Origin of the sequence: Sediminibacterium salmoneum NBRC 103935 (genome assembly GCF_000511175.1) — a bacterium.
Taxonomy (GTDB): domain Bacteria; phylum Bacteroidota; class Bacteroidia; order Chitinophagales; family Chitinophagaceae; genus Sediminibacterium; species Sediminibacterium salmoneum.
Genome location: NZ_KI866530.1, coordinates 671,049 through 694,597, shown reverse-complemented (window position 1 = coordinate 694,597; position 23,549 = coordinate 671,049). Strand labels below are relative to the sequence as shown.

Here is a 23,549-nt window from a genome sequence, read left to right as displayed (position 1 = left end):
GCTAACAAATTAAACTGATTATATGAAGATCAATACAATGGCAGAAATGATGGCGAATGGCGAAACCCCTGAAATCTTATTTTGGGTAGGTTGTGCAGGAAGCTTTGATCAGCGGGCACAAAAAATAACCAAAGCTTTTGCTACCATACTAGATAAAGTGGGAATAAAATTTGCCATATTGGGCAAAGAAGAAGCCTGTACCGGCGACCCCGCCAGAAGAGCGGGAAATGAGTTTTTATTCCAGATGATGGCCTATCAGAATATTCAGATTTTGAATGGATACAATATCAAGAAAATTGTAACCACTTGCCCACACTGCTTTAACACACTAAAAAATGAATACCCTGAACTGGGTGGAAACTACGAAGTAATACATCATACTACCCTTTTACAGGAACTGATTGATCAGGGTAAAATAATATTGAAAGAGGGCGGCAGCTTTAAAGGGAAAAAGATTTCTTTCCATGACAGCTGCTATTTAGGAAGGGCCAATAATATTTACGAAGCTCCCAGAAAAGTATTGGAAGCACTGGATGCAGAGTTGATAGAAATGAAAAGATGCCGAACAAAAGGACTTTGCTGTGGTGCCGGTGGAGCGCAAATGTTTAAAGAAGATGAGCCAGGCAATAAGAGAATCAATATTGAAAGGGCCGACGAAGCGCTGGAAACGGGGGCAACATTCATTGCAGCTGCCTGTCCATTCTGTAACACAATGATGATGGATGGTGTAAAAAACAGGGAGAAGGAAAATGAAGTAGCAGTTCTGGATATTGCAGAAATGATTGCCGAAAGCATGGCATAAATTGTAACTTTGCAGCATGGATATTCAAGCGTATAAGAACAATTGTCCGGCAGATTTCAGTGATCAGTCTAAAGTATGGATTTACCAGAGTAACCGGTTGTTTTCCATCAGTGAAGCCTTTGAAATAGATCAAATTTTACAGGATTTTATAGGCAGCTGGAAAAGTCATGGTGCCCCTGTTAAAGGATTTGCCAATTTATTTTATGGACAGTTTATTGTTTTAATGGCGGATGAATCCGCAACCACAGTTGGCGGATGCAGTACAGATAGTTCTGTACACGTGATTAAAAAAATTGAACAGCTTTGCAAAGTAGATTTATTCAACAGGCAGAATCTGGCATTTTACATTAAGGACAAGGTTGAATTGTTGCCACTGGCACAATTTAATTACGCTTTGGAGAATCAATTTATTCAATTAGACACCCCCTATTTTAATAATACGGTTGCCACCAAAGGAAGCTGGATGAAAGAGTGGATTATACCCGTTCAGGAAAGTTGGCTCGCTTCCAGAATTAAAAAACAGTATAATACGCGGCTAGGTAATACACGCTTTTATATTTTAGCCCCTGTTGATTTTTTAGCAACAGCAGGCGTTTTCTGTACCATTCTATTTAACTGGAAGCTTATTGATATCCGGTAGTTTCTACTACGGGTAGCACTGAAGTTTTCCATTTCAAACCTGTGTCCGGATGTATAGGAACGAATGGATTGTGGCGTAAACGGATCAATGGCATTGAAGGAAATAATCAATCTTCTGTCAAGCATTTTGTGTTGTACCCCGAAATTGGTGTTGATATTCGATCTGCTTATTCCCTGAGGATTGGCATAACGGTTAAATCGGGCTGTACCTTCAAAAGTCCATACGCTGCTGGGTGAATACGTGTAATTAATATTGGTATATAAAGAACCTCCGTTTCTGTATAGGTACAATTTTTTCTCACGCTCCCCATAAACATTATAGGTATACCCAATACTGCCATTCATTCTGAATTGCCTGGTAAATGTGTACCCTCCGAATACACTTGCTTCGTATTCGTTCCGGTCAGCAATATTTAACCAGGTAATATTGGTTTTGCCCTCCTCTGCCAAACTTCTGATAGTATTGAAAACCTGTGAAACTTTATTAAATCCTAACGAAGTATTTATATAATATTTCCCTTTGGAATAATTCAGATTCCAGTCAAAATTATGCGACAAAGTAGGCAATAAACCCGGATTTCCGTAACGCAGGTTGTAAGGATCAGCATAATCTATATTGGGATTTAATTCACCAATTCCAGGTCTTCTGATTGTTGCCCTGTATACCAATGCTGTATTGAATTGCTTGTTGAAATCTTTTCGAAGTGTGGCATAAGGCAATATATTCCAGTAACTGTTTTCAACATTGGCTACATTCCCTTTTACAAATTCAAAAGACATGGAAGTGTACTCTGCCTGTGCGCCTGTAGTTAGTCTAACCTCTTTACTAAATAGCCAGCTGATGCCTGATCTAAAACTGGCAATTTCCTGATAAAAGAAAAAATCATTGCTGAGTAAATCATTCTTGATCATTACACCATCAGACTTTCTGAGAAAGTTGGTATTTAAAGTATTATGAAATTGAGAAGCACTATAATTTACCCCCCCATAATGTTACTGCCCTTTTGTTTTAGTGGCTTTGTATATTCCAGTCTGCCAGACCAATTACTGTTTATATTATTAAAGAACTGAGATTGCGTAGAATCAATGCCGGTAGGCACCATACCGGTAGCCAGAAACTGCTGAAAAAAATCTCTGTCATTATCGTTTTTACTGGTATTGGCAGAAAGAAATACTCTTAATTGTTCTGCTGCATTTTTCTTCCCCTTAACTACAGCAGACAATTGCAATCCATGTGTATATCCATTTCCAATACTGCTATTTTCCCGATTACTGATTTTGTAAGTCTCATTAAATCGATTGATATTAACAAACTGGTTGGTGCTCCGGTTGTCGAAATAGTTCATATTACCCTGATACACCAATCCCATTTGAAATTGCTTTGACCATTCCCAATCTAATTGCGTTCTGATATTGGGTCGTAAATTCTGATTGGTATACTGATTGGAACTATTGAATTGATTGGTTGAGTCTGCATATAAATTGGTGCGGTGAGTATAACCGCTCCCAATAAGTTTACTGGCTCCCAGCCCAATAGTTTGGTTATAGGTAAATTTCTTATTCCGGTAACTGATATTCCCGGAGAAATTACCCTCCCCCCGGGTTCCGGCGCTTACACTTATTCTACCTAACCAGCCTATCTTACCTTTTTTGGTAACAATATTAATCACCCCACCTGCTTCTGAAGCATATTGTGGTGGCGGATTGGTCATGATTTCTATTTTTTCTATGGTTCCTCCTGGCAGGCTCTCCAATAAATCCTGTAATTGCTGTGCATTTAACTCAGTAGGCTTATCGTCAATTAAAATTCTGGGCTCTTTTCCTTTCAGGAGTATCCTTCCGTTGGGATCGTTATTGACCAATGGAATATTCTTGAGCAGTTCAGCAGTACTGGCTCCATTGCTCAATGCACTCTCTCCAATATTATAAGTTAATTTATCATCCTTATTCTCAAATAAAGGCTTTTCTGCGTAAACAACCACTTCGGTTAATGTAGACTGTCCGGGATATTTTAACTTAATATCTCCTAAATTAAAATCGAAGCGCTCTGCCCTAAGATAGATACTGTCTAACTGAGCTGGCGAAAAACCGAGGGCATTTATCCTTAATGAATAATAGCCCAGTGGCAGATGATTGAATTCAAAATTTCCATTTTTATCAGAAACACCCTGAAACCGTTCTGCTTTTTCCGACATACTTACTAAAGACAAATTAGCAAATGGAACACCCTCTCCCCGTGCAGAGTCCATAATGGTTCCGGCAATAATACCGAGATGTGCAGAACCGGATTTCACTGCATTAACCTGGGCTATACTGGCAAGGGAAAATTGCCAGCATATACAAAACATCAGGGAAATCCTTAATAACATTTGGCAATATAACTAATCCTGAAAACCCATTGCATTTTCTGGGACGACTGGTTATTTGAGCAATTCTTTCAGCTTAACCTGCAATTCTTCTCCCCTTAAATCCCTGGCAATGATTTTACCGTTGGGGTCCAGCAAATAATTGGCAGGTATACTTCTGATTTTATACAACTGAGCCACCTGATTATTCCAGCTTTGTAAATCGCTTAGTTGCGTCCAGGTTAGTTTATCTTTTCGTATCGCATTCATCCAGCTGGCTTTATTGTCGTCCAGCGAAACACCTAGTACAGTAAAATTCTTGTTGGAATACTGTTTAAATGCAGCCACTAAATTGGGGTTCTCTGCACGGCAGGGTCCACACCAGCTGGCCCAGAAATCTATCAGCACATATTTGCCTCTGAAGGATTTTAAAGAGACCATTTTCCCCAGTGTATCTTTCTGACTGAACTCCAGAGCAACAGTGCCTATTTTATTTACATTCGCTTCTGCAATCGTTTGCTCAATCATTTTGGCAAAAGTTCCTTTTTTAGCCGAGGGGCTTAATGCAGCATAACGTTGCTCAAGGTCTTCGTTACCATTTAATAAAGGACTAATGGCAAACAACACAAAAGAACTAACAGGAGAACCGGATTTTTCTTTTGCAAAAAGGGTAGCTTCCTGCAATACTTTTCCCTTAGATTCTTCATATAGCTGAATAAGAGAATCTCTTTTTAATCTGTTTTTTTCAGGATTGATTTGCTGTACCAGATAATTCAACCGGTCTCTAATTGGGTTAAAAGTAGATTTGAATTGCTGGTAATCCGATTCAACAGGTGAACCAGTTATTGTGGCTGCAGAAAATTGATTGAAATCGGCATTAATATTCACTTCATCATTGTCCAGAAAAATATCCAATGCTTCCTTATATCCTACAAAACCCAACTGAAAAATATCCGGCTCTGTAATTGTCCCTTTAAGGATGAATTTGCCATTTCTTACCGTATCGGTAGCAATGGTTTTACCGTCATTGCCATTCATTAAAAAACAAGCATATTGGGTTTGGCATTGGCAATATTTCCATTGATCTGAAATTTGGGTTGAGCAAAAACTGAAAGACCAGTCAGGAGAAATAAAGAAGTCAGAATCGTTTTCATAGTTTATTTAGCGTGCCTTGATTGTAGAATTTGTAAGACTTCTGCTAAGTTATGCCCTTTAGCGTTAAGCAAAAGCAAATAATGAAACAGTAAGTCTGCAGACTCATTCAAAAATAAATCAGCATTATCATCTTTTGCCTCAATCACCATTTCAACTGCCTCCTCCCCTACTTTCTGGGCAATTTTATTGATTCCTTTGGCAAACATTTTGGCTACATAGGATTCATCCGGGTTCCCATTCTTTCTGAGTTCAATAATTTGTTCCAGATAGGTTAAAAAATGATCCGCATGATTTTTTTCATTCCAGCAGGTATCTGCTCCTGTATGACAGGTTGGGCCTTCAGGATTTGCCTGTATTAAAAGGCTGTCATTGTCGCAATCCACTGCTATGGATTTCAAATGAAGAAAATGACCGCTCTCTTCTCCCTTTGTCCAGAGACGTTGTTTTGACCTGCTGAAAAAAGTCACTTTTTGCAACTCCATTGTTTTATCAACTGCTTCAGCATTCATAAAGCCCAACATTAATACTTTATGCGTCATGTAATCCTGAACAACGGCTGGCACCAGCCCGTCCGTGTATTTTTCAAAATCAATTTTCATAATCGGTTGTTTATAAACGAACAGGAATCTGCTGTTCAGACAAATATTTTTTCAATTCAGGTATAGCGATTTCTTTAAAATGGAAAATACTTGCTGCCAGCGCTGCATCTGCCTGGGCCTGCTGAAATACATCAGCAAAATCTTCCTTACTGCCGGCACCCCCGGATGCAATAATGGGTACAGGTAAAGAACCGGCTAATTGTTTAGTAATATCCAACGCAAATCCTTTTTTAGTGCCATCATTGTTCATGGAAGTCAGTAATATTTCTCCTACCCCCCTATCAACTGCTTCCCTGGCCCAATCAAAACACAATGTATCTGTTTTTACCTTACCCCCGTTCAGGTACACATACCATTTACCGTCGGCTTCCTGTTTAGTATCAATGGCCAATACTACACACTGACTGCCAAATTCAAGGGCAAGTTCATTAATTAAATCAGGTTTTTTAAATGCAGCCGTATTTACTGATATTTTATCGGCTCCATTCTTCAATAAGACCTGTACATCTTCCACAGAATTAATTCCCCCTCCAACAGTGAAAGGAATATTAATCTGATGCGCAATTTTGTTTACGAGCTCACTCAATGTTTTTCTTTTCTCATTCGTTGCAGTAATATCAAGAAAAACGAGTTCATCAGCTCCTTCTTTTGCATAGATGGATGCTAGTTCAACCGGATCACCTGCATCACGAATCTGCTCAAAATTCACACCTTTAACTGTTCTGCCGTCTTTGATATCCAGACAGGGTATTATTCGTTTTGTTAACACAATTCTTCTATTTTTATTCTTCCTTCATAAATGGCTTTCCCTACAATAACTCCTTTACAGCCAATTTCTCTTAATGCATGTATATCTTCCATTGAGCTTACCCCTCCGCTGGCAATAAAATGTAAATCGGGAAATGCTTGAGTAATCTGTTGATACAATTCAAGAGAGGGCCCCTCCAGTCTACCATCCTTACTAATATCGGTACAAAACAACTGAGTAATTCCTTTCCGGATATACTTCTCAATAAATTGGATAATTGTTTGATCGGATACCTGTAGCCAGCCTCCGATAGCAATAAACTCTCCCTTTACATCAGCACCCAATAAAAATTTATCCGCCCCATATTGCTGAATCCAGGATTCGAATAAATCAGGGTCTTTCACTGCCAGACTACCGATAGTAGCCAGACTGGCCCCGGATTCGTATACCAGTTTCAGATCGGCTTCCGTTTTAATCCCTCCGCCAAAATCAATAATTAAAGAGGTATTGGATGCAATGGTTTCCAATACTTTCCAATTGGTAACTTTTCCAGCTTTGGCACCATCCAGGTCTACCAGATGCAATCTTTTAATTCCAGCATCAGCAAAAGATTGGGCCACTTCCAGCGGGTTGGCATTGTAAATGGTTTTTTGCGCATAATCACCTTCGGTTAGCCTGACACATTTTCCATCAATAATATCAATAGCGGGTATGATTTCCATATTATAAAGCAATAAAATTTTTTAAAATCTGCTCTCCGGTTTCTGCACTTTTCTCAGGGTGAAACTGTACCCCGTAAAAATTATTCCGATGCAATGCAGCACTATAGCCGATTCCGTAATGGGTGGTTGCGATTGTATGCTCTCCTAACGAAGCATAAAAGCTATGAACATAATAGCAGTAGGATGATTCTTTAATGCCATTGAATAATGGGCTCTTTAAATGTTCAATTGTATTCCAGCCAATCTGAGGAATCTTATTGACCCCGTTAACCGGGGAAAATCTGCTTACTTTTTCATCAAATATGCCCAGGCAATCTGTGTTGTTTTCTTCACTGTATTTACACATCAGTTGCATGCCCAAACAGATACCAAGAACAGGTTGTTTTAAATCAACTATTATTTGATCCAGCTTTCTGCTCTTCAGGTAATTCATGGCTGTACTTGCTTCACCTACACCGGGAAAAATAACTTTGTCGGCCTGTCTTATCTGTTCGTGGTCATCTGTAACATCTGCGGTATGCCCAATCCTTTCGAGCGCATAAAGCACTGATTGAATATTTCCGGCATTGTATTTTATAATTACTGTTTTCACATTTTACAATTTAGGTCTGATCTGTCCTATAAACTGGCGGGTTGCTGACTCAATATCAGTAGCTGTGCTCAATACTTTAATATACGCAGAACCTATGATTGCTCCTTGCGTATATTGTGTTACCGCTTCAACACTTTGCTGGTCTTTAATTCCAAAGCCCACCATCACAGGATTCTTTAATTGATACGCCGCCAGTTTTTTTAGATATGCATTCACTTTTTCAAAATCCGTATTCCCTCCTGTGGTTGCGGAAGCACTTACTGCATACAAAAATCCCGAACTTAAATTATCCAGTTCTCTAACTCTTTCTTCTGTTGTTTCAGGTGTTACCAGGAAAATAAAATCCAATCCGTACTTTTTAATGATTGCTCCGTAAGCATTTTCAAATTCAAATGCAGGCAAATCAGGCAAAATGAGGCCGTCTACACCTGCCTCGGCCGCTTCCGCACAAAACCTTTCAAAACCATACTGAAGAATCGGATTCATATATCCCATTAAAACAATTCCGGTATGTTGTAAATACGAATTTTCTCTGCAATGACGAATTTGACTAAATAGAGTTGCTATAGTCATACCATTGGCAATGGCTTTCGTGCTGCTTTCCTGTATGGTGGGGCCATCCGCCAGGGGATCACTGTAGGGCATGCCCAACTCTATAATCTCTACCCCATTTTTAGCCAGCGCTTCCATTACAGGCAATGTACTATCCAGAGAGGGATACCCTGCAGTAAAATAAACATTCAGCACAGGTTGATTTTTCTTTTGAAATATATTTACTAGTCTGCTCATTATCCAATTTTATAATTTCATTTTTCCGCTATTCATATAGGTCGCCAGATCCTTATCCCCTCTTCCACTTAAACAAATTACTACACGATCGGAGGGCTTCAAATTCAGTTGTCCCAGTACTGAAAATGCATGGGATGTTTCCAATGCCGGTATAATTCCTTCTGTTTTACTTACATGAAATGCTGCATCCAGCGCTTCTTCATCCGTTGCACTCAGGAATACACCTCTGCCGGATTGGAATAAATGTGCATGCATAGGCCCGATTCCAGGATAATCCAAACCTGCTGAAATACTATGCGGCTCAACTACCTGACCATCTTCAGTTTGCATCAGCAGACTTTTACTTCCATGTAAAATTCCTACAGAACCCAACTGTGTGGTAGCAGCACTCATACCACTAGAAACGCCTTTTCCAGCAGCTTCCACTGCAACCAGTATTACCGAAGGCTCATTTAGAAAATGATAAAAAGCCCCTGCAGCATTACTACCTCCTCCTACACAGGCAATCACATGAGTTGGTAAATCTGTTCCGGTTTGCTCTAATAATTGTGCTCTCATTTCTTTACTGATTACACTTTGAAAACGGGCTACCATATCAGGATAAGGATGTGGCCCTACTACACTTCCTATAATATAATGGGTATTCTCAGGATGATTAATCCAATCTCTGATTGCTTCATTGGTAGCGTCTTTAAGGGTTTTACTGCCGCTGGTGGCCGGAACCACTTTAGCTCCCAGCATTTTCATTCTTGCTACATTGGGTGCCTGACGTTCAATGTCTTTTTCTCCCATATAAACAATACACTCAAGACCTTTTAAAGCGCAAACCGTTGCTGTAGCCACTCCATGCTGACCGGCACCCGTCTCCGCAATAATTCTGGTTTTACCTAAACGTATTGCCAGCAAGATCTGACCAATGGTATTATTGATTTTATGTGCTCCGGTATGACAAAGATCTTCTCGTTTTAAGTATATCTGAGTCTGGTATTGTTCACTCAGTCTTTCTGCTTTAAATAAAGGGGTTGGCCTGCCCACATAATCCTTTAGCAGATGAGCAAACTCCGCCTGGAAATCGGGTTCCTGCATAATCTGCAGGTACTTCTCCCTGAGTTCCATCACATTTCGCTGCAACATTTCCGGAATATATGCCCCACCAAACTCTCCGTAATATCCCTGCAAATCGGGCGACTGATAATCGTTCCTCACACTACTCATTTTGAAAAATTTAATTGTAAAGCAATTAGACCTTTACTGGGGTCAATTCTGGATATTTTACCGCTATAATTATAATATATCTTATACACCCCAATCTGGTCAATGGTTCTATTGGCATTATACAAAATGGAAATATTACCCACAGATGATATTATATTTTGATAATTATACCTGAATACCAGATCGCCGATTTTATCTATTCGTCCTGTATGATCATACTGAATAAACAAGTTTCCTATTTGACTTAACCAACCTTCATAATTAAACTGAATACCAAGACTTCCTGCTTGTTGCGGCTGAAAATTCTTATTGTACAACACTTCTCCTGAAGCATCTGTTTCAACAGAAAGAATCTTACCCTGATCATCCAGGTATATTAGGGTATTACCTGAGCTAACTTTGTATTGAGCCTTTCCACTCACATTAATTAATATATTACTTAATTGCTGTGCAGAAAGATTACCGTACAAAAAAAGCCCCAGAAAACCTATCAGAATCCCTTTTCTCATAATTGTTTCAATTGCTTTATAAATGGTTTTACCAGTTCCATATTTTTTATTCCCGGACTAATTTCAAATTTACTATTCACGTCAATGGCAAACAGGTCTTTCGCAACAGGATCCAATTTAAATGATTGTAATGCCTGTATATCTTCAGGCCCAATACCCCCGCTTAAAAAGAAGGGTTTATTTATATTCAGAGAAAATAAAATATCCCAGTTGAACCTTTTACCTGTTCCACCATATTCTGCACCCGCAGTATCAAATAAAAACATATCTACTATATCCTGGTAATCCTTGATTTTCCATAAAACATCATCATCATCTCTGAGTCTGAATGCTTTAATAACAGAAATGTAGTCAGCAATTTTTTCGCAATATCTGGGAGTTTCATCACCATGTAACTGTGCCAGATACAAACCGCATTCATCAACCAGCGTTAATAATTGCTCTGGTTCTTCATTAACAAATACCCCTACTTTATTGATAGTTGTGCCTTTTGCCTTTTTTAAATCCAATCTGGAACAGGTTTTTAAAACATACCTGGGCGATTTGGAATAAAAAATGAATCCGGCGAATTCTACGCCCATTTCATCCAGTTGCATCATTTGCTGAATACTGTTCAATCCACAGACTTTAGCCCGCATTTTGTTTTTCTTTTAAGGTTATAACAAAATTGGCAAAAGCAATTCCGGGATTGGTTTCACGCATGAAACGTTCCCCTATTAAAAATCCGGAAAACCCGGCACTCTGTAAAGTTACAATTGTATCCGGATGATCTATACCACTTTCAGCAATAGCAGGCATTTCCTTTGGAATCTTGTTAATCAACCCAAGGGAATGTTCCAGACTAACTTCAAAACTTTTCAAGTTTCTGTTATTAACGCCTACAAAATCAACTTCCGGACATATATGACCTAATTCATCCTCTCCATGTATTTCTAGCAAGACTTCCAATCCTAACTGATGTGCCAACCTGGCCATACGCTGAATATCTTTGGGGCTTAAGCAGGCTGCTATTAACAGGATAACAGATGCGCCATGGGCTTTTGCTTCATATAACTGATACTCATCTACCATAAAATCCTTTCGCAAAACAGGAATAGGCAATTGCACCGCATTTGCCAGATCGTTCAGATGTCCTCCAAAAAATGTTTCATCTGTTAAAACAGAAACAGCAGCTGCCCCATATTCAGCATAGGCATTCGTTACTTCTGCTACAGTGGAAATTCCATTGATGATTCCCTTGCTGGGCGACTTTCTTTTATATTCAGCTATTATGCCCGTTTTATTATTATCCTGTAAAGTGTCCCTGAGCGAAATACACGGTCTGGAAAAATAAACAGACTGCTCCAATATACTAATTGGGGACTCTGCCTTTCTCTGTGCAACTTCACGAATTTTTTGTTCAACAATTGTATCAAGAATGGTCATAAATAAATGTATTTGACTATTGCATTTGAATCAGGTTAGTAAAACTTTTATAAGCTGCTCCTGATTCCAGACTATAAACAGCTGCCTGATACGCAGCATCATAATTGGCGAACTTACCTGTGCTGTTCAATGCCATGGCTGCATTGGCCAACACCACAGCATTCTGAGACCAGCTTCCTTCACCTTTTAAAACACGCAGGAAAATGGCAGCCGATTCTTCAACCGTATTTCCCCCGTAAATAGCTTCGGGAAGTACAATTTTTTTACCCAGGTCAATAGGAGAATACACCGCTTCTCCTTGTTTGGTAATAACTTTAGTATCGCTGGTTAAGGATATTTCATCATAACCATCCAGGCTATGGATAATAGTAAAAGACTTGCCTGTTGGCTGCAGTAAATAGTTGTAGATGCGGGCCATTTCCAGATTGTACACCCCTACCAGCTGATAATCCGGATTGGCTGGATTTACCATGGGGCCCAGCATATTGAAAAAAGTTCTGACCCCAAGCTTTTTTCGAATTGGGCCAACTGCTTTTAAGGCAGGATGAAAAAGTGGAGCGTGCATAAAACAAATTCCAGCTTCATCAATCTCTCTTTTCAATAAATCGGCAGTTTGCTTAAAGCGGTATCCCAAAGCCTCCATCACGTTAGATGCTCCACTAATAGTAGAAGCTCCATAATTCCCATGCTTAGCCACTTTTTGTCCGGCACCTGCAACAACAAAACAAGCAAGAGTTGAAATATTGAAAGAGTTTTTTCCATCTCCTCCCGTACCAACAATGTCAACCAAATCGTTTGTACCCAGATCGGTCTTAACACATAAATGTAACAATGCATCTCTGAAGCCACTTAACTCGTCTATAGTAATGCTTCGCATTAAATAAACGGTTATAAAAGCGGTAATTTCCGAATCGTTGTATTGACCGTTTGCCATATTAACCAATACATCAAAAGCCTTCTCTCTGCTCAACGATTTATACTCAAAAAGGTATTGTAATATTTTTTTCATCTTACTTGTTTAACCAGTTTTTCATAATAGTTTCTCCCTGTGGGGTTAGAATGCTTTCCGGGTGAAACTGAACTCCCTCAATATCAAACTGACTGTGCATGAGTCCCATGATCAACCCATTTTCATCTTTTGCAGTAACAATAAGTTCTGCCGGTAACCGATCTGCGGAAACGGCCCAGCTATGATAGCGGCCTACTTCAACCGTATCGCCCAGTCCTTTGTAAACGGGAGAGTATTCTCCATTAGATAACCGCAGAGGAAATACCGGCGTAGCAATTCCATGATATACCTTGGGAAGATTAATTAAGGTTGCTCCAAAAACTTCTCCAATGGCCTGATGTCCCAGACAGACACCTAATATACATTTACTGGAAGCGTATTCTTGAATCAGGGGCTTCAATAAACCAGCTTCGGCTGGAATACCCGGGCCGGGAGACAAAACAATTTTATCATAATCATTTACTTTTTCCAGTTCAATCTGATCATTTCTGCATACGTCAGGATAATCACCCGTAATCTTAGCAATCAGATGCACCAGATTGTAGGTGAATGAGTCATAATTATCAAAAACAAGAATTTTCATAGTATCAATTAAATAACGGATGATGCAAGAGCAACTGCCTGGTGCAATGCATTTAACTTATTGTTTACTTCCTGTAATTCACTTTCCGGAACACTGGCAGCCACTACACCCGCTCCTGCCTGACTAATGAGTTGATTGTTTTTACTTAGAAAGGTTCTGATCATAATGGCATGATTAAAACTGCCATCAAACCCAACGAAACCAATAGCGCCTCCATAAAAACTTCGTTCAGTTGGCTCAAGTTCTTTAATAATGTTTATTGCTTTTATTTTGGGGGCTCCGCTTAATGTACCGGCAGGAAAACTTGCTGCAAATATTTCAAATGGGTTCTGCTTGCCTTTAATGCTTCCCTCTACTTCGCTTACCAAATGAATCACATGACTGTAATAATGAACCTGACGGTACTGTGCAACTTTAACGTCTTCGCATACCCGGCTTAAATCGTTTCGGGCAAGATCAACCAGCATCACATGTTCTGCATTTTCCTTCTGATCTGCCAGTAAAGCAGTCGCAGCCTGCTGATCGGTTGCGTCATCCCCTGTTCGTTTAAATGTTCCCGCAATCGGATGAACAATTGCTTTGCCATTTTTAATTACCAGTTGCGCCTCTGGAGAGGAACCCATTATTTTATAATCTCCGTAATCAAAAAAGAATAAATAAGGGGAAGGATTAATACTTCTTAGTGTTCTGTAAACATTAAATTCATCACCGGTAAATGCCTGACTAAACTGCCTGCTCAATACAACCTGAAAAACGTCTCCCCGCATGCAATGCTCAATACCCTTTTTAACCAGTGAAATATAGGCTTCATCTGAAAGATTCGACGCTTGCTCACCGGCAACTGCAAAAGGATATACTGGCACATCTTTTATTCGGATCAGCGATTCTACCATTTGCAGGTCTCCCTTGATTCCGGGAATTCTATTTTCACAAATAATCAACTCGTCTTTAAAGTGATTAAATGCAATTATATACTGATAAAGCCTGTAACGCACCAAGGGTATCAACGGCGTTTCTGTTTTTGAGGCAATGGAAGGTTCATAAAAATCAATTGCATCAAAACAGTTATAACCAAATAATCCCTGTGCAAATGAATATGCAGCATCTTCAGGAACTGATACCTGAAATGATCCCATATAGTCCCAGAGATGGCTTGCCACATTCTTTGATTGATCCAGAACAGCTTTTACCGGATCAGAACCAGGTAGTTTGTATTCAATATTATCCTTGGATTTAATTTCTATTCCCCCAATGGCATTAATACAAATAAAGGAATAACTATTGTCATGCGCATGGTGATCGGTACTTTCCAGTAAAATAGTATCTCTGAAACGATCCCTTAGTCTTAAATAAATTCCTACCGGAGTGTAAATATCTCCCAACATCTTCTTACCGGTAGTACTCAATTGTATCTTACTCATTTGATATAACTTAAAATAAAAAGCCCCAGAAATACATCCGGGGCTCTTACAATATTGTTCAGTACTGGCTATAGCACTACATTCCCCGATCAGAGTCAGTATGCCACCACCAATGCTTGTTTACTAAAATCATAACACAAATATGAGACTTAAGAAGGAAAACACAAAAAATAATTATAACACCCCTTTGGTAGAAGGCAAATGATTACTTAATGGGTCTCTTTTCACGGCCATACGCACAGCTTTGGCAAATGCCTTGAAAATAGCTTCTATTTTATGGTGCTCATTATCACCCCTGCATTCAATATTCAAATTACACCTGGCACCATCACTAAAGCTTTTGAAGAAATGAAAAAACATTTCTGTAGGCATTTCCCCAATTTTTTCTCTTTTAAACTCTGCATTCCAAACCAGCCAGTTTCTACCACCGAAATCAATCAGCACTTTCGCATCCGCCTCGTCCATTGGCAAGGCAAATCCATATCGTTCCATGCCTCGCTTATCGGAAAGTGCTTTTGCAAAAGCTTCCCCCAGGGCAATGCCCGTATCTTCAATTGTATGGTGTTCATCAATATGTAAGTCTCCTTTTGCTTCAATGGCCAGATCAATCTTACCATGTCTGGCAATCTGATCAAGCATATGATCAAAAAACCCAAGCCCTGTATGAATATTCGCCCTTCCGGTTCCATCCATATTCAAATCAATAGATATCTGGGTTTCATTGGTATTTCTTTCATGATGCACTTGTCTGAGCCCGGTTTTTAAAAACTGATAAATCGCTTCCCAGGAATCAGTCTCCAGTACAATAACTTCTTTAAATAATTCTTCCTGTTCAACGCTTAATTCATGTAACCCAGATTTTAAATAAATGGCTTTTGTTCCCAGATTCATTGCCAGCTGAATATCACTCCACCGATCACCTATTACAAAGGAATTTGCCAGATCATAAGCAGGATTATTTATTAAGTGGTTGAGCAAAGCAGTACCAGGTTTACGGGTGGGCTGATTGTCAGAGGCGAATGTTTTATCTACAATCATTTCGTCAAATACAAACCCAACAGAGTCCAGGGTTCTGATCATCAGATCGTGGTAAGGATAAAACTGAGACTCGGGATAAGAATCGGTTCCCAATCCATCCTGATTGGTCACCATCACTTTATAAAAATCAAATTCAGCAGCAATCCGTGACAACTGCGTTAAAGCTCCCTTTACAAAACTGGTTTTATAAATATCATCAATTTGAAAATCAACAGGAGGCTCCTGCAAAACCACTCCATCCCTGTCAATAAATAAAATCCTTTTCATATTATTTTTTTGCTCTTTGCTTTTTCACTTCTTGCTCAGTAATGGGTCCTGATTTATTTCCAAAACTGTTTCGCACATACGTTAACACATCAGCAATTTGCTGATCGGTTAAAAAATCATGGGCTGCCATAGGGTTGTTGTATTCTTCCCCATTTATTTCAATGGGATCAGAAAGTCCATTCAGCACAATATCAATTAGTCTTGTTTTGCTTCCGTTAACATATACCGTTCCGGTCAAAGGCGGATTCAATCTGGGTACCCCATTGCCATCTGCCTGATGACAAGCCTGGCAGTATAAATCATATACTTTTTTGCCATTGCTCATCTGCAATATACTCAAGCCTTGCTTAGCCGAAGAAGTGCTTGCTTTAAACTGCTTACCTGATGGCTTGGTCTGTGCAGAGCCTGAAAAATCAGCCGCAATCGAGCAAAATAATACAAGAATCAGTTTCATCATAGTACTTATGGTTTGTAAGAAATTTTCCAGACATAACCGACTTTATCATCCGATACATAGATTGCACCATCGGGTCCCATTGCCAACCCCGTTGGGCGATGCTTGGCTGCAGACAAATTAGTAACCGGACTCATGCCAGAGAAACCATCGGCAAAAACTTCCCAGTTGCCCGTTGGCATTCCATTTTTCATGGGCACAAATACTACATAAAATCCTTCCTGTGGCTCCGGAGTTCTGTTCCAGCTGCCGTGAAAGGCAATAAAAGCCCCGTGTTTGTATTTTGCCGGAAACTGATTGCCATTGTACATCAACAATGCATTGGGTGCCATATGCCCCGGAAATCCTACCAATGGGCTTATAGCATTGGGTGCACCCTCTTTTTTGCCATCGCCACCATATTCGGGGCTCAAGATTTTCTTATTCTGGAAATGATCCCAGTAAACAAAAGGCCAGCCGCAATCATCTCCTTTTTTAACCCGGTAAAAGGTTTCAGAAGGAAGCTCCGCTCCTTTTTTCTGATCGTACATTTCAGGGAAATACTGAAACAACATATCCCTTCCGTGAATGGTTGCATATAAATCATCCACTTCATGATTCCAGTCAATACCCAATGCATTCCGCATACCGGTAGCATACCGAACTCCATCGGCTAATTTCTGATTAAGTTTGGCAGTACTGAACTGCCAGATACCTCCAGCCGTTTCAAGAATGGGACAAGGCGTCATTCCGGGAGATCCTTTCTGACGGTCTTTTTCCTGACAAACATTGGAAGGGGCTCCGATATTAACATATATATTTCCTGCTTTGTCGAAAGTGATAGACTTGGATGCATGCTGACGTAGATTTAACAAACCTTCCACTACTATTTCAGGCTTATCCGGATTCACGATATCCTGATTGGTGTCTAGCTGATAGCGATATACGGTTTCATCTGATGTTGCGTATAAATAACCTTTATAAATACCGATGCCCGTTCCCGTGTAATTACCAAAGGCAAGGGTATCTTCCATAATACCATCTTTGTTTTTATCTCTGAGACGATAAATTCCTTTTCCGTTTACCAGGCGATCGAGTTTCATGTACAAATCACCATTGGTATTTACGGCAATATGTCTTACCCTTCCGAAATTACTGGCTACAATCTGACTGGAAAAACCAGCTGGAAGTTTAATAGGCACTTCAGGCTGCTTTTGTGCACTAACAGATAATAAAGGCAAAAAGCCAAGAACTCCCAATAGATATTTTTTCATAGTATACTATTAATTAAGGAGTGAAATTAAGCATTCAATTGATACCAGTCCTGCATGGCATCAACCAGTAAAGTATTGTCCTGTTCTGAGCCTACGGTAATTCGCAGGCAGTCGTTACAAAGCTGCACATTACTTCTATCCCTCAATACAATTCCTTTTGTTAATAAAAATTCATACACAGCCCTGGCCTCTTTTATTTTCACCAAAATAAAATTGGCATCAGAAGGATAGACCGTTTCAACGGTTGGCATAGAAGCAAAAACTTCAGCCAATGCCTCCCGCATATCAACCAGCAAACGAATCATATCATTCACCTGACCTACTTCTTCCAGCGCGCTAAGCACCAGCTCCTGTGTGGCCTGATTAATATTATATGGAGGTTTAACTCTGTTCAGGATTTCGATAATAGCGGTAGAGGCAAAAGCCATCCCCAGCCTTAATCCTGCCAAACCCCATGCCTTACTTAAAGTTTGCAATACAACCAGGTTGGGATATTCTGTTAATTCCTGAACAAATGATTTTTGCTTGGAAAAATTAATATAGGCTTCATCCACAATCACCAATCCTTTAAAATTGTTCAACAGGGTTTCTATGTCTAATCTTTTGAGCGAATTGCCTGTTGGATTGTTGGGAGAACATACCCAGATTAATTTCGTATTTTCATCAATGGCATCTTCTATACCTGATAAATCCAATTGAAAATTGGGCAACAGAGAAACTTTTTTCACTGCAACATCATTGATATTTGCACTCACTTCATACATGCCATAGGTTGGTGGACATATAATAATATTGTCTTTACCCGGATTACAAAAACAACGGTATAACAAATCAATACATTCATCGCTGCCATTCCCAAGGAATATATGCCCGGCATCTATCCCTTTCACCTGTGAAAGCTTTTCTTTAATAGATTTCTGATGTGGGTCCGGGTATCGGTTGTACCATTTTTTTAATGGAGAACCCAGACTATTTTCATTGGCATCCAAAAACACTTTAGCTTCTCCACTAAACTCGTCTCTTGCAGAAGAATAAGGTGTTAATCGGGCTATATTTTCTCTTACAAGTGTATTTATATTAAACATGCTTTATTTATTTTGTTCTGATACTTACTGCTCTTGCATGAGCGGTTAATCCTTCTGCTTCAGCCATTATTTCTACGGTGCCGGCAATGGAGGACAAACCTTCTCTGGTTAGTTTTTGAAAAGTTATTTTCTTTACGAAACTATCTACGCTAACACCACTGTACATTCTTGCATAGGCATTGGTAGGCAAAGTATGATTGGTGCCGCTTGCGTAATCGCCAACGGATTCTGGTGAATAATGGCCAATGAATACAGATCCTGCATTCACAATTTTTTCTGCTAAGGATTCCGCGTTATTGCTGGCAATAATCAAATGTTCTGCTGCATAGGCATTTACCAACTCAATGGCCTCTTCTATGGTATTCATTATTACAGCACGACTATTGGAAAGCGCTATAGCAGCAATATCTTTTCGGGGTAATGCTGACAGTTGTTTTTCCAGTTCTGCATTTACCTGATCAATAATTGCAGCAGAAGTGCTTACCAGTATAACCTGACTATCGGGTCCATGTTCCGCCTGACTTAACAAATCAGCAGCTACAAAAGCCGGTACGGCTGTATCGTCAGCCAGCACACAAACTTCACTAGGGCCGGCAGGCATATCAATGGCCAATCCATCCATCTGAACCAGTTGTTTGGCTGCCGTTACATATTGATTGCCCGGGCCAAAAATTTTGTACACAGCAGGAACGGATTCTGTTCCATATGCCATAGCCCCGATTGCCTGGACTCCCCCAATCTTAAAGATTTTCCGGATACCCACTAATTGAGCCGCAAATAAAATAGCCGGATGCAGCTTACCAGATTTATCTGGTGGTGAACAAAGAATTACTTCTTTACACCCTGCGATTGAAGCAGGAATGCCAAGCATTAAAATAGTTGAAAACAAAGGGGCAGAACCACCGGGAATATATAAACCCACTTTTTCAATCCCAACCGATTTTCTCCAGCATTGAATTCCGGGCATGGTTTCAATAACCGGATCTGCCATTAACTGATTTGCATGAAAAGCACGAATATTGGCTGCCGCTGTTTCTATGGCTTTCTTTAAGTCATCATCCAACAGAGCAACAGCTTCCTGAATTTCTTCCTCGGTAACGATGAATTCAGGTAATACAACCCCATCAAAAAGCTGAGTGTATTTTTGAACAGCAGCATCTCCCTGCTGTTGAACCTCTTCCAGCACAGTTTTAACCCTGGCCATTAAAGTACTACTATCTGCCACAGGTCTGGCAATGATAGATTCCCACGCAGACTTTAGAGGAAAAGCAATTGTTTTCATTTTACATTATCATTTTTTCAATTGGTACAACCAGTATTCCTTCTGCACCTGCCTCTTTCAATTGTTCAATTATATTCCAAAAATCATTCTCGTTTAACACACTGTGCACGCTGCTCCATCCTTCGGTTGCCAGTGGCAAGACCGTAGGGCTTTTCATGCCAGGTAACAGTGAAATGATATCATTCAGCTTTTCATTCGGCGCATTCAATAAAATATACTTATTGTTTTTTGCTTTTTTAACAGACTGAATCCGGAATATTAAACGCTCCAGCAGCTGAACCTGTGTGGGATTCAATGCTGCCTGTTTAATCAAAACAGCCTGTGATTCAAAAATTACTTCCACTTCCTTTAGTCCATTCATGAAAAGCGTAGATCCGCTGCTGACTAAATCACAGATAGCGTCTGCCAAACCAATTCCGGGTGCAATCTCTACACTTCCACTAATTTCATGTATCTCTGCTGTAACACCCTGACGCTGTAAATAGTTGTTTACAATCACAGGATAGCTGGTAGCAATTTTTTTGCCTTGCAGGTATTGTGACGAAGGGTAGTCCTTCCCTTTGGGGATTGCAATACTCAATCTGCACTTACCAAATCCCAGTTTTTCAGGTATGGTTACTTGTTTGTTTTTTTCAAAAATGACATTCTCACCCACGAATCCAATGTCTGCAACCCCATCTTCCACATATTGGGGAATATCATCGTCTCTAAGAAAGAACACTTCAATGGGGAAATTGGTTGCTTCAGCTTTCAGCTTATTTACACCATTACTAATATCAATTCCACATTCTTTTAAAAGTTTCATAGAATCATCGTGCAAACGACCACTCTTCTGAATTGCCAATCTCAACTTGTTACATTCATTGTTCGCTTCCATATTCAATTTTTTATTCAATTAATAAAACAAAAAAGCCTACCATTTGGTAAGCTCCGTGTTCAATATCATGATACAATACACCGATGCCTACCCTTTGGGTTGCATATGATGGTGGTGTAGATGTAAATTTTGTTTCATTTCGTTGCAAAACTACAGGGGAGATTCGGAAAGACAAAAAATATTTTAAAAGCAGGGGGATTGATCGGGTAGCACGGAGATTAATTGTTAATTTGGGGAATTGATTCCCTTATAAATTTTATCATCATATGAAAATGAAAAAAATCATTCTTCTGGCCCTTACGCTATCAGGATCCAGCCTGTTTCTGAAAGCACAGGATGCTGTTAGCTATCAGGCTCCCCCTAAAGTGATTGCAGATTTATTGCTGGCAGCCCCCACTCCGGCAGTAAGTATTGACGGATCTGCTACCTGGATGCTTTTGTCTGGCAGAAACTCTTACCCAACGGTGGAAGAACTGGGACAACCTGAAATCAGGGTTGCCGGCTTAAGACTAAACCCCAATAATTTTTCTCCCAGCAGGCAGAATTTCATCAACAATTTTCAATTGAAACAACTGAAAGAAAACAAGACTTATTCAATTACCGGAATACCTGCCAATTTGCTTGCCGGATCAGTAAGCTGGAGCCCTTCAGAAAATAAAATTGCATTTACAAATACATCTGGCACTCAGGTTGATTTATATGTGATTGATATAGCAACCAAAAAGGCAACCAAAATAAACAAGCGTCCTTTGAATTCGGTATTGGGAAATGCCTACACCTGGGTAGACGATAATACCATCGTATACAAGTCAACCGTATCCATTGCATCAGCTGCACCTAAAAAGCCAATAACTCCTAAAGGACCAACCATCCAGCAGAACCTTGGCAAAGCGGCCCCCAGCCCTACTTATCAGGATTTAATTAAAAGTCCATATGATGAACAGCTTTTTCAGTTTTATGCTACATCCCAATTGGTCATCAATAAAAATGGAGTAGAAACGCTTTCCGGCAAACCATGCATCCTCAGCAGCTTCAGTTTATCTCCTGATAAAAAATACATGCTGCAGAAGCAGTTACAGCAACCCTTCTCTTATCTGGTAACTGCCAATGGTTTCCCCTCTAAAATGATAATTACAGACCTTGCCGGCAATACCATTAAACTACTGGTAGAATTACCTTCAACAGAAGGTACTCCTTCCGGTTACGACAATACCCAGAATGTTCCCAGAGCATTTGACTGGAGAGATGATGAAGCAGCTACCATTACATGGGCAGAACCATTGGATAGCGGATTGATTAAAAAACAGGTAGAATTCAGAGATGCGGTATTGGCATTAAGCGCTCCTTTTAACAGTTCACCCAGAACTTTGTTTAAAACAAAACTTCGTTATGCAGGAACAACCTGGGGCAACGAAAATATTGCGCTGGTGAATGAAATTTCAAGAAGCAAGCAACTTGGGAGAGTTAGCTTATACAATTCAAAGAAAGAAAGCCTTGAATTATTATACGAAAGAAACCAAACAGATGCATACGGCAACCCCGGATCACCCGTAACAGCAAAAAACAATTTTGGAAGAAACGTAATTGTTACAGTTGATAACGGAACCAAACTATTACTGAACAATACTACTGGCTCATCCCCAAAGGGAGACCTCCCATTCCTTGCTAAATTCGATTTAACCACTAAGCAAAATGAAATTATCTGGAGATGCAATGAAGGTGAATTTGAACAAGTCTCAGAAGTACTGGATGCCAATAATCTGGTATTACTAACCAGAAAAGAATCACAAAAGCAGGTTCCCAATTATTATATTAAGAACCTGAAGCTAAAAATGGCCGACCGGGCTATCACTACTTTTACAAACCCTTATCCCGCACTGGAAACGGTAACAAAAGAAAAAATTAAATACAAGCGCGCGGATGGCGTAGATTTAACCGGAGATTTGTATTTACCCAGTGGTTATGATAAGAGCAAAGGGCCATTACCCCTGATTATATGGGCCTATCCAAGAGAGTTCAATTCCGCAGCCGATGCAGCTCAGATCAGAGGCAGCAAAGACCGTTTCACTACTTTAAGCTGGGGCTCTCCTATTTACTATGTTACACAGGGTTATGCAGTTCTTGACAATGCAGAAATGCCGATTGTGGCTTCAGGCACAGACAAAAAACCCAATGATAATTTTATTGAACAGCTTAAATTAAATGCAGCTGCTGCCATTGAACATTTATCTGGCATGGGCGTTGCCGATAAAAACAGAGTAGCAGTTGGCGGACATAGTTACGGAGCATTTATGACTGCCAATTTACTGGCACATACCAATTGGTTTAAAGCAGGCATTGCCAGAAGCGGAGCTTACAACAGAACGCTTACGCCTTTTGGCTTTCAAAATGAAGACAGAACTTACTGGCAGGCCCCAGATCTCTATTACCAGATGAGTCCGTTTAGCTATGCAGATAAAATTAAAACCCCTATTCTATTGATCCACGGAGAAGCAGACGATAATACCGGAACTTATCCAATCAATAGCGAAAGATTATTTGCGGCCATCAAAGGCAACGGAGGAACAGTAAGATTTGTATACCTGCCTTATGAAGCACATGGGTACAGAGGAAAAGAGAATGTATTACATACCCTTTGGGAACAATTCCAATGGTTGGAGAAATACGTAAAGAACGCCAAATAAATATTGAATGGATATAACGCCGGTCGTTACGTTTGTTGTCGTCTATATANACACAC

General features: G+C 39.8%; 23 protein-coding genes and 1 pseudogene. 3 read left to right on the top strand and 21 right to left on the bottom strand.

Annotated features, from left to right (window positions below; genetic code table 11):
* Positions 1-22 precede the first annotated feature (22 nt).
* Positions 23-802 carry a (Fe-S)-binding protein gene (locus P767_RS0103450; protein ID WP_026763415.1) on the top strand — a complete coding sequence of 260 codons (780 nt, stop codon included), beginning with the start codon at positions 23-25 and terminating at the stop codon, positions 800-802.
* 16 nt (positions 803-818) lie between these two features.
* A complete protein-coding gene (locus P767_RS15625) occupies positions 819-1,442 on the top strand; it encodes a hypothetical protein (RefSeq protein ID WP_071840027.1) in 624 nt (207 codons plus the stop codon).
* Here P767_RS15625 and P767_RS0103440 read toward each other — a convergent pair.
* From P767_RS0103440 to hisG, 21 genes and pseudogenes are all read right to left on the bottom strand, one after another.
* A pseudogene (locus P767_RS0103440) lies at positions 1,355-2,356 on the bottom strand (outer membrane beta-barrel family protein); the annotation flags it as partial. The gene P767_RS15625 and the pseudogene P767_RS0103440 sit on opposite strands and share 88 nt — an antisense overlap.
* A gap of 62 nt (positions 2,357-2,418) precedes the next feature.
* Positions 2,419-3,810 (bottom strand): TonB-dependent receptor, encoded by a 1,392-nt coding sequence (locus tag P767_RS0103435; RefSeq protein WP_026763413.1) that lies wholly within the window; start codon positions 3,808-3,810, stop codon positions 2,419-2,421.
* 51 nt (positions 3,811-3,861) lie between these two features.
* A complete protein-coding gene (locus P767_RS15620) occupies positions 3,862-4,824 on the bottom strand; it encodes a TlpA disulfide reductase family protein (RefSeq protein WP_051417054.1) in 963 nt (320 codons plus the stop codon).
* A 119-nt stretch (positions 4,825-4,943) separates the two neighbouring features.
* On the bottom strand, positions 4,944-5,540 hold the full coding sequence (gene hisIE / locus P767_RS0103420; protein WP_026763412.1) for a bifunctional phosphoribosyl-AMP cyclohydrolase/phosphoribosyl-ATP diphosphatase HisIE: 597 nt from the start codon (positions 5,538-5,540) through the stop codon (positions 4,944-4,946).
* Between the two features lie 10 nt (positions 5,541-5,550).
* Positions 5,551-6,309 (bottom strand): imidazole glycerol phosphate synthase subunit HisF, encoded by a 759-nt coding sequence (hisF, locus tag P767_RS0103415; RefSeq protein ID WP_026763411.1) that lies wholly within the window; start codon positions 6,307-6,309, stop codon positions 5,551-5,553.
* The gene (hisA, locus tag P767_RS0103410) at positions 6,303-7,010 is read right to left on the bottom strand and encodes a 1-(5-phosphoribosyl)-5-[(5-phosphoribosylamino)methylideneamino]imidazole-4-carboxamide isomerase (RefSeq protein WP_026763410.1); all 708 of its coding nucleotides are present in this window, start codon (positions 7,008-7,010) and stop codon (positions 6,303-6,305) included. The genes hisF and hisA overlap by 7 nt, the downstream gene beginning before the upstream one ends.
* A 1-nt stretch (position 7,011) precedes the next feature.
* Positions 7,012-7,602, bottom strand: coding sequence for an imidazole glycerol phosphate synthase subunit HisH (gene hisH / locus P767_RS0103405; protein ID WP_026763409.1), 591 nt, complete (start codon positions 7,600-7,602; stop codon positions 7,012-7,014).
* A 3-nt stretch (positions 7,603-7,605) separates the two neighbouring features.
* A complete protein-coding gene (trpA, locus tag P767_RS0103400) occupies positions 7,606-8,391 on the bottom strand; it encodes a tryptophan synthase subunit alpha (RefSeq protein ID WP_037351599.1) in 786 nt (261 codons plus the stop codon).
* Positions 8,392-8,400: 9 nt separating this feature from the next.
* Positions 8,401-9,606, bottom strand: coding sequence for a tryptophan synthase subunit beta (gene trpB / locus P767_RS0103395; protein WP_026763407.1), 1,206 nt, complete (start codon positions 9,604-9,606; stop codon positions 8,401-8,403).
* Positions 9,603-10,115: a hypothetical protein gene (locus P767_RS0103390; RefSeq protein WP_026763406.1), complete on the bottom strand. Its 513-nt coding sequence runs from the start codon at positions 10,113-10,115 to the stop codon at positions 9,603-9,605. The genes trpB and P767_RS0103390 overlap by 4 nt, the downstream gene beginning before the upstream one ends.
* Complete coding sequence (locus tag P767_RS0103385; protein WP_026763405.1) at positions 10,112-10,753, bottom strand: phosphoribosylanthranilate isomerase; 642 nt, start codon at positions 10,751-10,753, stop codon at positions 10,112-10,114. Before P767_RS0103385 ends, P767_RS0103390 begins: the two co-directional genes overlap by 4 nt.
* A complete protein-coding gene (gene trpC / locus P767_RS0103380) occupies positions 10,743-11,540 on the bottom strand; it encodes an indole-3-glycerol phosphate synthase TrpC (RefSeq protein WP_026763404.1) in 798 nt (265 codons plus the stop codon). Before trpC ends, P767_RS0103385 begins: the two co-directional genes overlap by 11 nt.
* Positions 11,541-11,556: 16 nt before the next feature.
* Positions 11,557-12,549, bottom strand: coding sequence for an anthranilate phosphoribosyltransferase (gene trpD / locus P767_RS0103375; protein WP_026763403.1), 993 nt, complete (start codon positions 12,547-12,549; stop codon positions 11,557-11,559).
* A gap of 1 nt (position 12,550) precedes the next feature.
* Positions 12,551-13,132: an anthranilate synthase component II gene (locus P767_RS0103370; protein ID WP_026763402.1), complete on the bottom strand. Its 582-nt coding sequence runs from the start codon at positions 13,130-13,132 to the stop codon at positions 12,551-12,553.
* Positions 13,133-13,140: 8 nt separating this feature from the next.
* Positions 13,141-14,553 carry an anthranilate synthase component I family protein gene (locus P767_RS0103365; RefSeq protein ID WP_026763401.1) on the bottom strand — a complete coding sequence of 471 codons (1,413 nt, stop codon included), beginning with the start codon at positions 14,551-14,553 and terminating at the stop codon, positions 13,141-13,143.
* 174 nt (positions 14,554-14,727) lie between these two features.
* Entirely contained in the window at positions 14,728-15,858 is a 1,131-nt protein-coding gene (hisB, locus tag P767_RS0103360; RefSeq protein ID WP_026763400.1) for a bifunctional histidinol-phosphatase/imidazoleglycerol-phosphate dehydratase HisB, read from the bottom strand.
* Position 15,859: 1 nt separating this feature from the next.
* Positions 15,860-16,315 (bottom strand): c-type cytochrome, encoded by a 456-nt coding sequence (locus tag P767_RS0103355; protein WP_026763399.1) that lies wholly within the window; start codon positions 16,313-16,315, stop codon positions 15,860-15,862.
* Between the two features lie 5 nt (positions 16,316-16,320).
* Positions 16,321-17,565, bottom strand: coding sequence for a PQQ-dependent sugar dehydrogenase (locus tag P767_RS0103350; RefSeq protein WP_026763398.1), 1,245 nt, complete (start codon positions 17,563-17,565; stop codon positions 16,321-16,323).
* Positions 17,566-17,591: 26 nt separating this feature from the next.
* Complete coding sequence (hisC, locus tag P767_RS0103345; RefSeq protein WP_026763397.1) at positions 17,592-18,650, bottom strand: histidinol-phosphate transaminase; 1,059 nt, start codon at positions 18,648-18,650, stop codon at positions 17,592-17,594.
* A 7-nt stretch (positions 18,651-18,657) separates the two neighbouring features.
* Positions 18,658-19,932 carry a histidinol dehydrogenase gene (hisD, locus tag P767_RS0103340; protein ID WP_026763396.1) on the bottom strand — a complete coding sequence of 425 codons (1,275 nt, stop codon included), beginning with the start codon at positions 19,930-19,932 and terminating at the stop codon, positions 18,658-18,660.
* Between the two features lies 1 nt (position 19,933).
* Positions 19,934-20,809: an ATP phosphoribosyltransferase gene (gene hisG, locus P767_RS0103335; RefSeq protein ID WP_026763395.1), complete on the bottom strand. Its 876-nt coding sequence runs from the start codon at positions 20,807-20,809 to the stop codon at positions 19,934-19,936.
* 266 nt (positions 20,810-21,075) lie between these two features.
* Between hisG and P767_RS0103330 the strand changes: the two genes are divergently transcribed.
* Complete coding sequence (locus P767_RS0103330) at positions 21,076-23,493, top strand: alpha/beta hydrolase family protein (RefSeq protein ID WP_216593195.1); 2,418 nt, start codon at positions 21,076-21,078, stop codon at positions 23,491-23,493.
* The last annotated feature ends 56 nt before the right edge of the window (positions 23,494-23,549 follow it).

What these genes read in the sequence shown, in the direction of transcription:
- P767_RS0103450 (WP_026763415.1), top strand. Translation starts at nt 23, where the DNA reads ATGAAGATCAATACAATGGCAGAAATGATGGCGAATGGCGAAACCCCT.
- P767_RS15625 (WP_071840027.1), top strand. Translation starts at nt 819, where the DNA reads ATGGATATTCAAGCGTATAAGAACAATTGTCCGGCAGATTTCAGTGAT.
- P767_RS0103435 (WP_026763413.1), bottom strand. Translation starts at nt 3,810, where the DNA reads ATGTTATTAAGGATTTCCCTGATGTTTTGTATATGCTGGCAATTTTCC.
- P767_RS15620 (WP_051417054.1), bottom strand. Translation starts at nt 4,824, where the DNA reads ATGAATGGCAATGACGGTAAAACCATTGCTACCGATACGGTAAGAAAT.
- hisIE (WP_026763412.1), bottom strand. Translation starts at nt 5,540, where the DNA reads ATGAAAATTGATTTTGAAAAATACACGGACGGGCTGGTGCCAGCCGTT.
- hisA (WP_026763410.1), bottom strand. Translation starts at nt 7,010, where the DNA reads ATGGAAATCATACCCGCTATTGATATTATTGATGGAAAATGTGTCAGG.
- trpA (WP_037351599.1), bottom strand. Translation starts at nt 8,391, where the DNA reads ATGAGCAGACTAGTAAATATATTTCAAAAGAAAAATCAACCTGTGCTG.
- trpB (WP_026763407.1), bottom strand. Translation starts at nt 9,606, where the DNA reads ATGAGTAGTGTGAGGAACGATTATCAGTCGCCCGATTTGCAGGGATAT.
- P767_RS0103390 (WP_026763406.1), bottom strand. Translation starts at nt 10,115, where the DNA reads ATGAGAAAAGGGATTCTGATAGGTTTTCTGGGGCTTTTTTTGTACGGT.
- P767_RS0103385 (WP_026763405.1), bottom strand. Translation starts at nt 10,753, where the DNA reads ATGCGGGCTAAAGTCTGTGGATTGAACAGTATTCAGCAAATGATGCAA.
- trpC (WP_026763404.1), bottom strand. Translation starts at nt 11,540, where the DNA reads ATGACCATTCTTGATACAATTGTTGAACAAAAAATTCGTGAAGTTGCA.
- trpD (WP_026763403.1), bottom strand. Translation starts at nt 12,549, where the DNA reads ATGAAAAAAATATTACAATACCTTTTTGAGTATAAATCGTTGAGCAGA.
- P767_RS0103370 (WP_026763402.1), bottom strand. Translation starts at nt 13,132, where the DNA reads ATGAAAATTCTTGTTTTTGATAATTATGACTCATTCACCTACAATCTG.
- P767_RS0103365 (WP_026763401.1), bottom strand. Translation starts at nt 14,553, where the DNA reads ATGAGTAAGATACAATTGAGTACTACCGGTAAGAAGATGTTGGGAGAT.
- hisB (WP_026763400.1), bottom strand. Translation starts at nt 15,858, where the DNA reads ATGAAAAGGATTTTATTTATTGACAGGGATGGAGTGGTTTTGCAGGAG.
- P767_RS0103355 (WP_026763399.1), bottom strand. Translation starts at nt 16,315, where the DNA reads ATGATGAAACTGATTCTTGTATTATTTTGCTCGATTGCGGCTGATTTT.
- P767_RS0103350 (WP_026763398.1), bottom strand. Translation starts at nt 17,565, where the DNA reads ATGAAAAAATATCTATTGGGAGTTCTTGGCTTTTTGCCTTTATTATCT.
- hisC (WP_026763397.1), bottom strand. Translation starts at nt 18,650, where the DNA reads ATGTTTAATATAAATACACTTGTAAGAGAAAATATAGCCCGATTAACA.
- hisD (WP_026763396.1), bottom strand. Translation starts at nt 19,932, where the DNA reads ATGAAAACAATTGCTTTTCCTCTAAAGTCTGCGTGGGAATCTATCATT.
- hisG (WP_026763395.1), bottom strand. Translation starts at nt 20,809, where the DNA reads ATGGAAGCGAACAATGAATGTAACAAGTTGAGATTGGCAATTCAGAAG.
- P767_RS0103330 (WP_216593195.1), top strand. Translation starts at nt 21,076, where the DNA reads ATGAAAATGAAAAAAATCATTCTTCTGGCCCTTACGCTATCAGGATCC.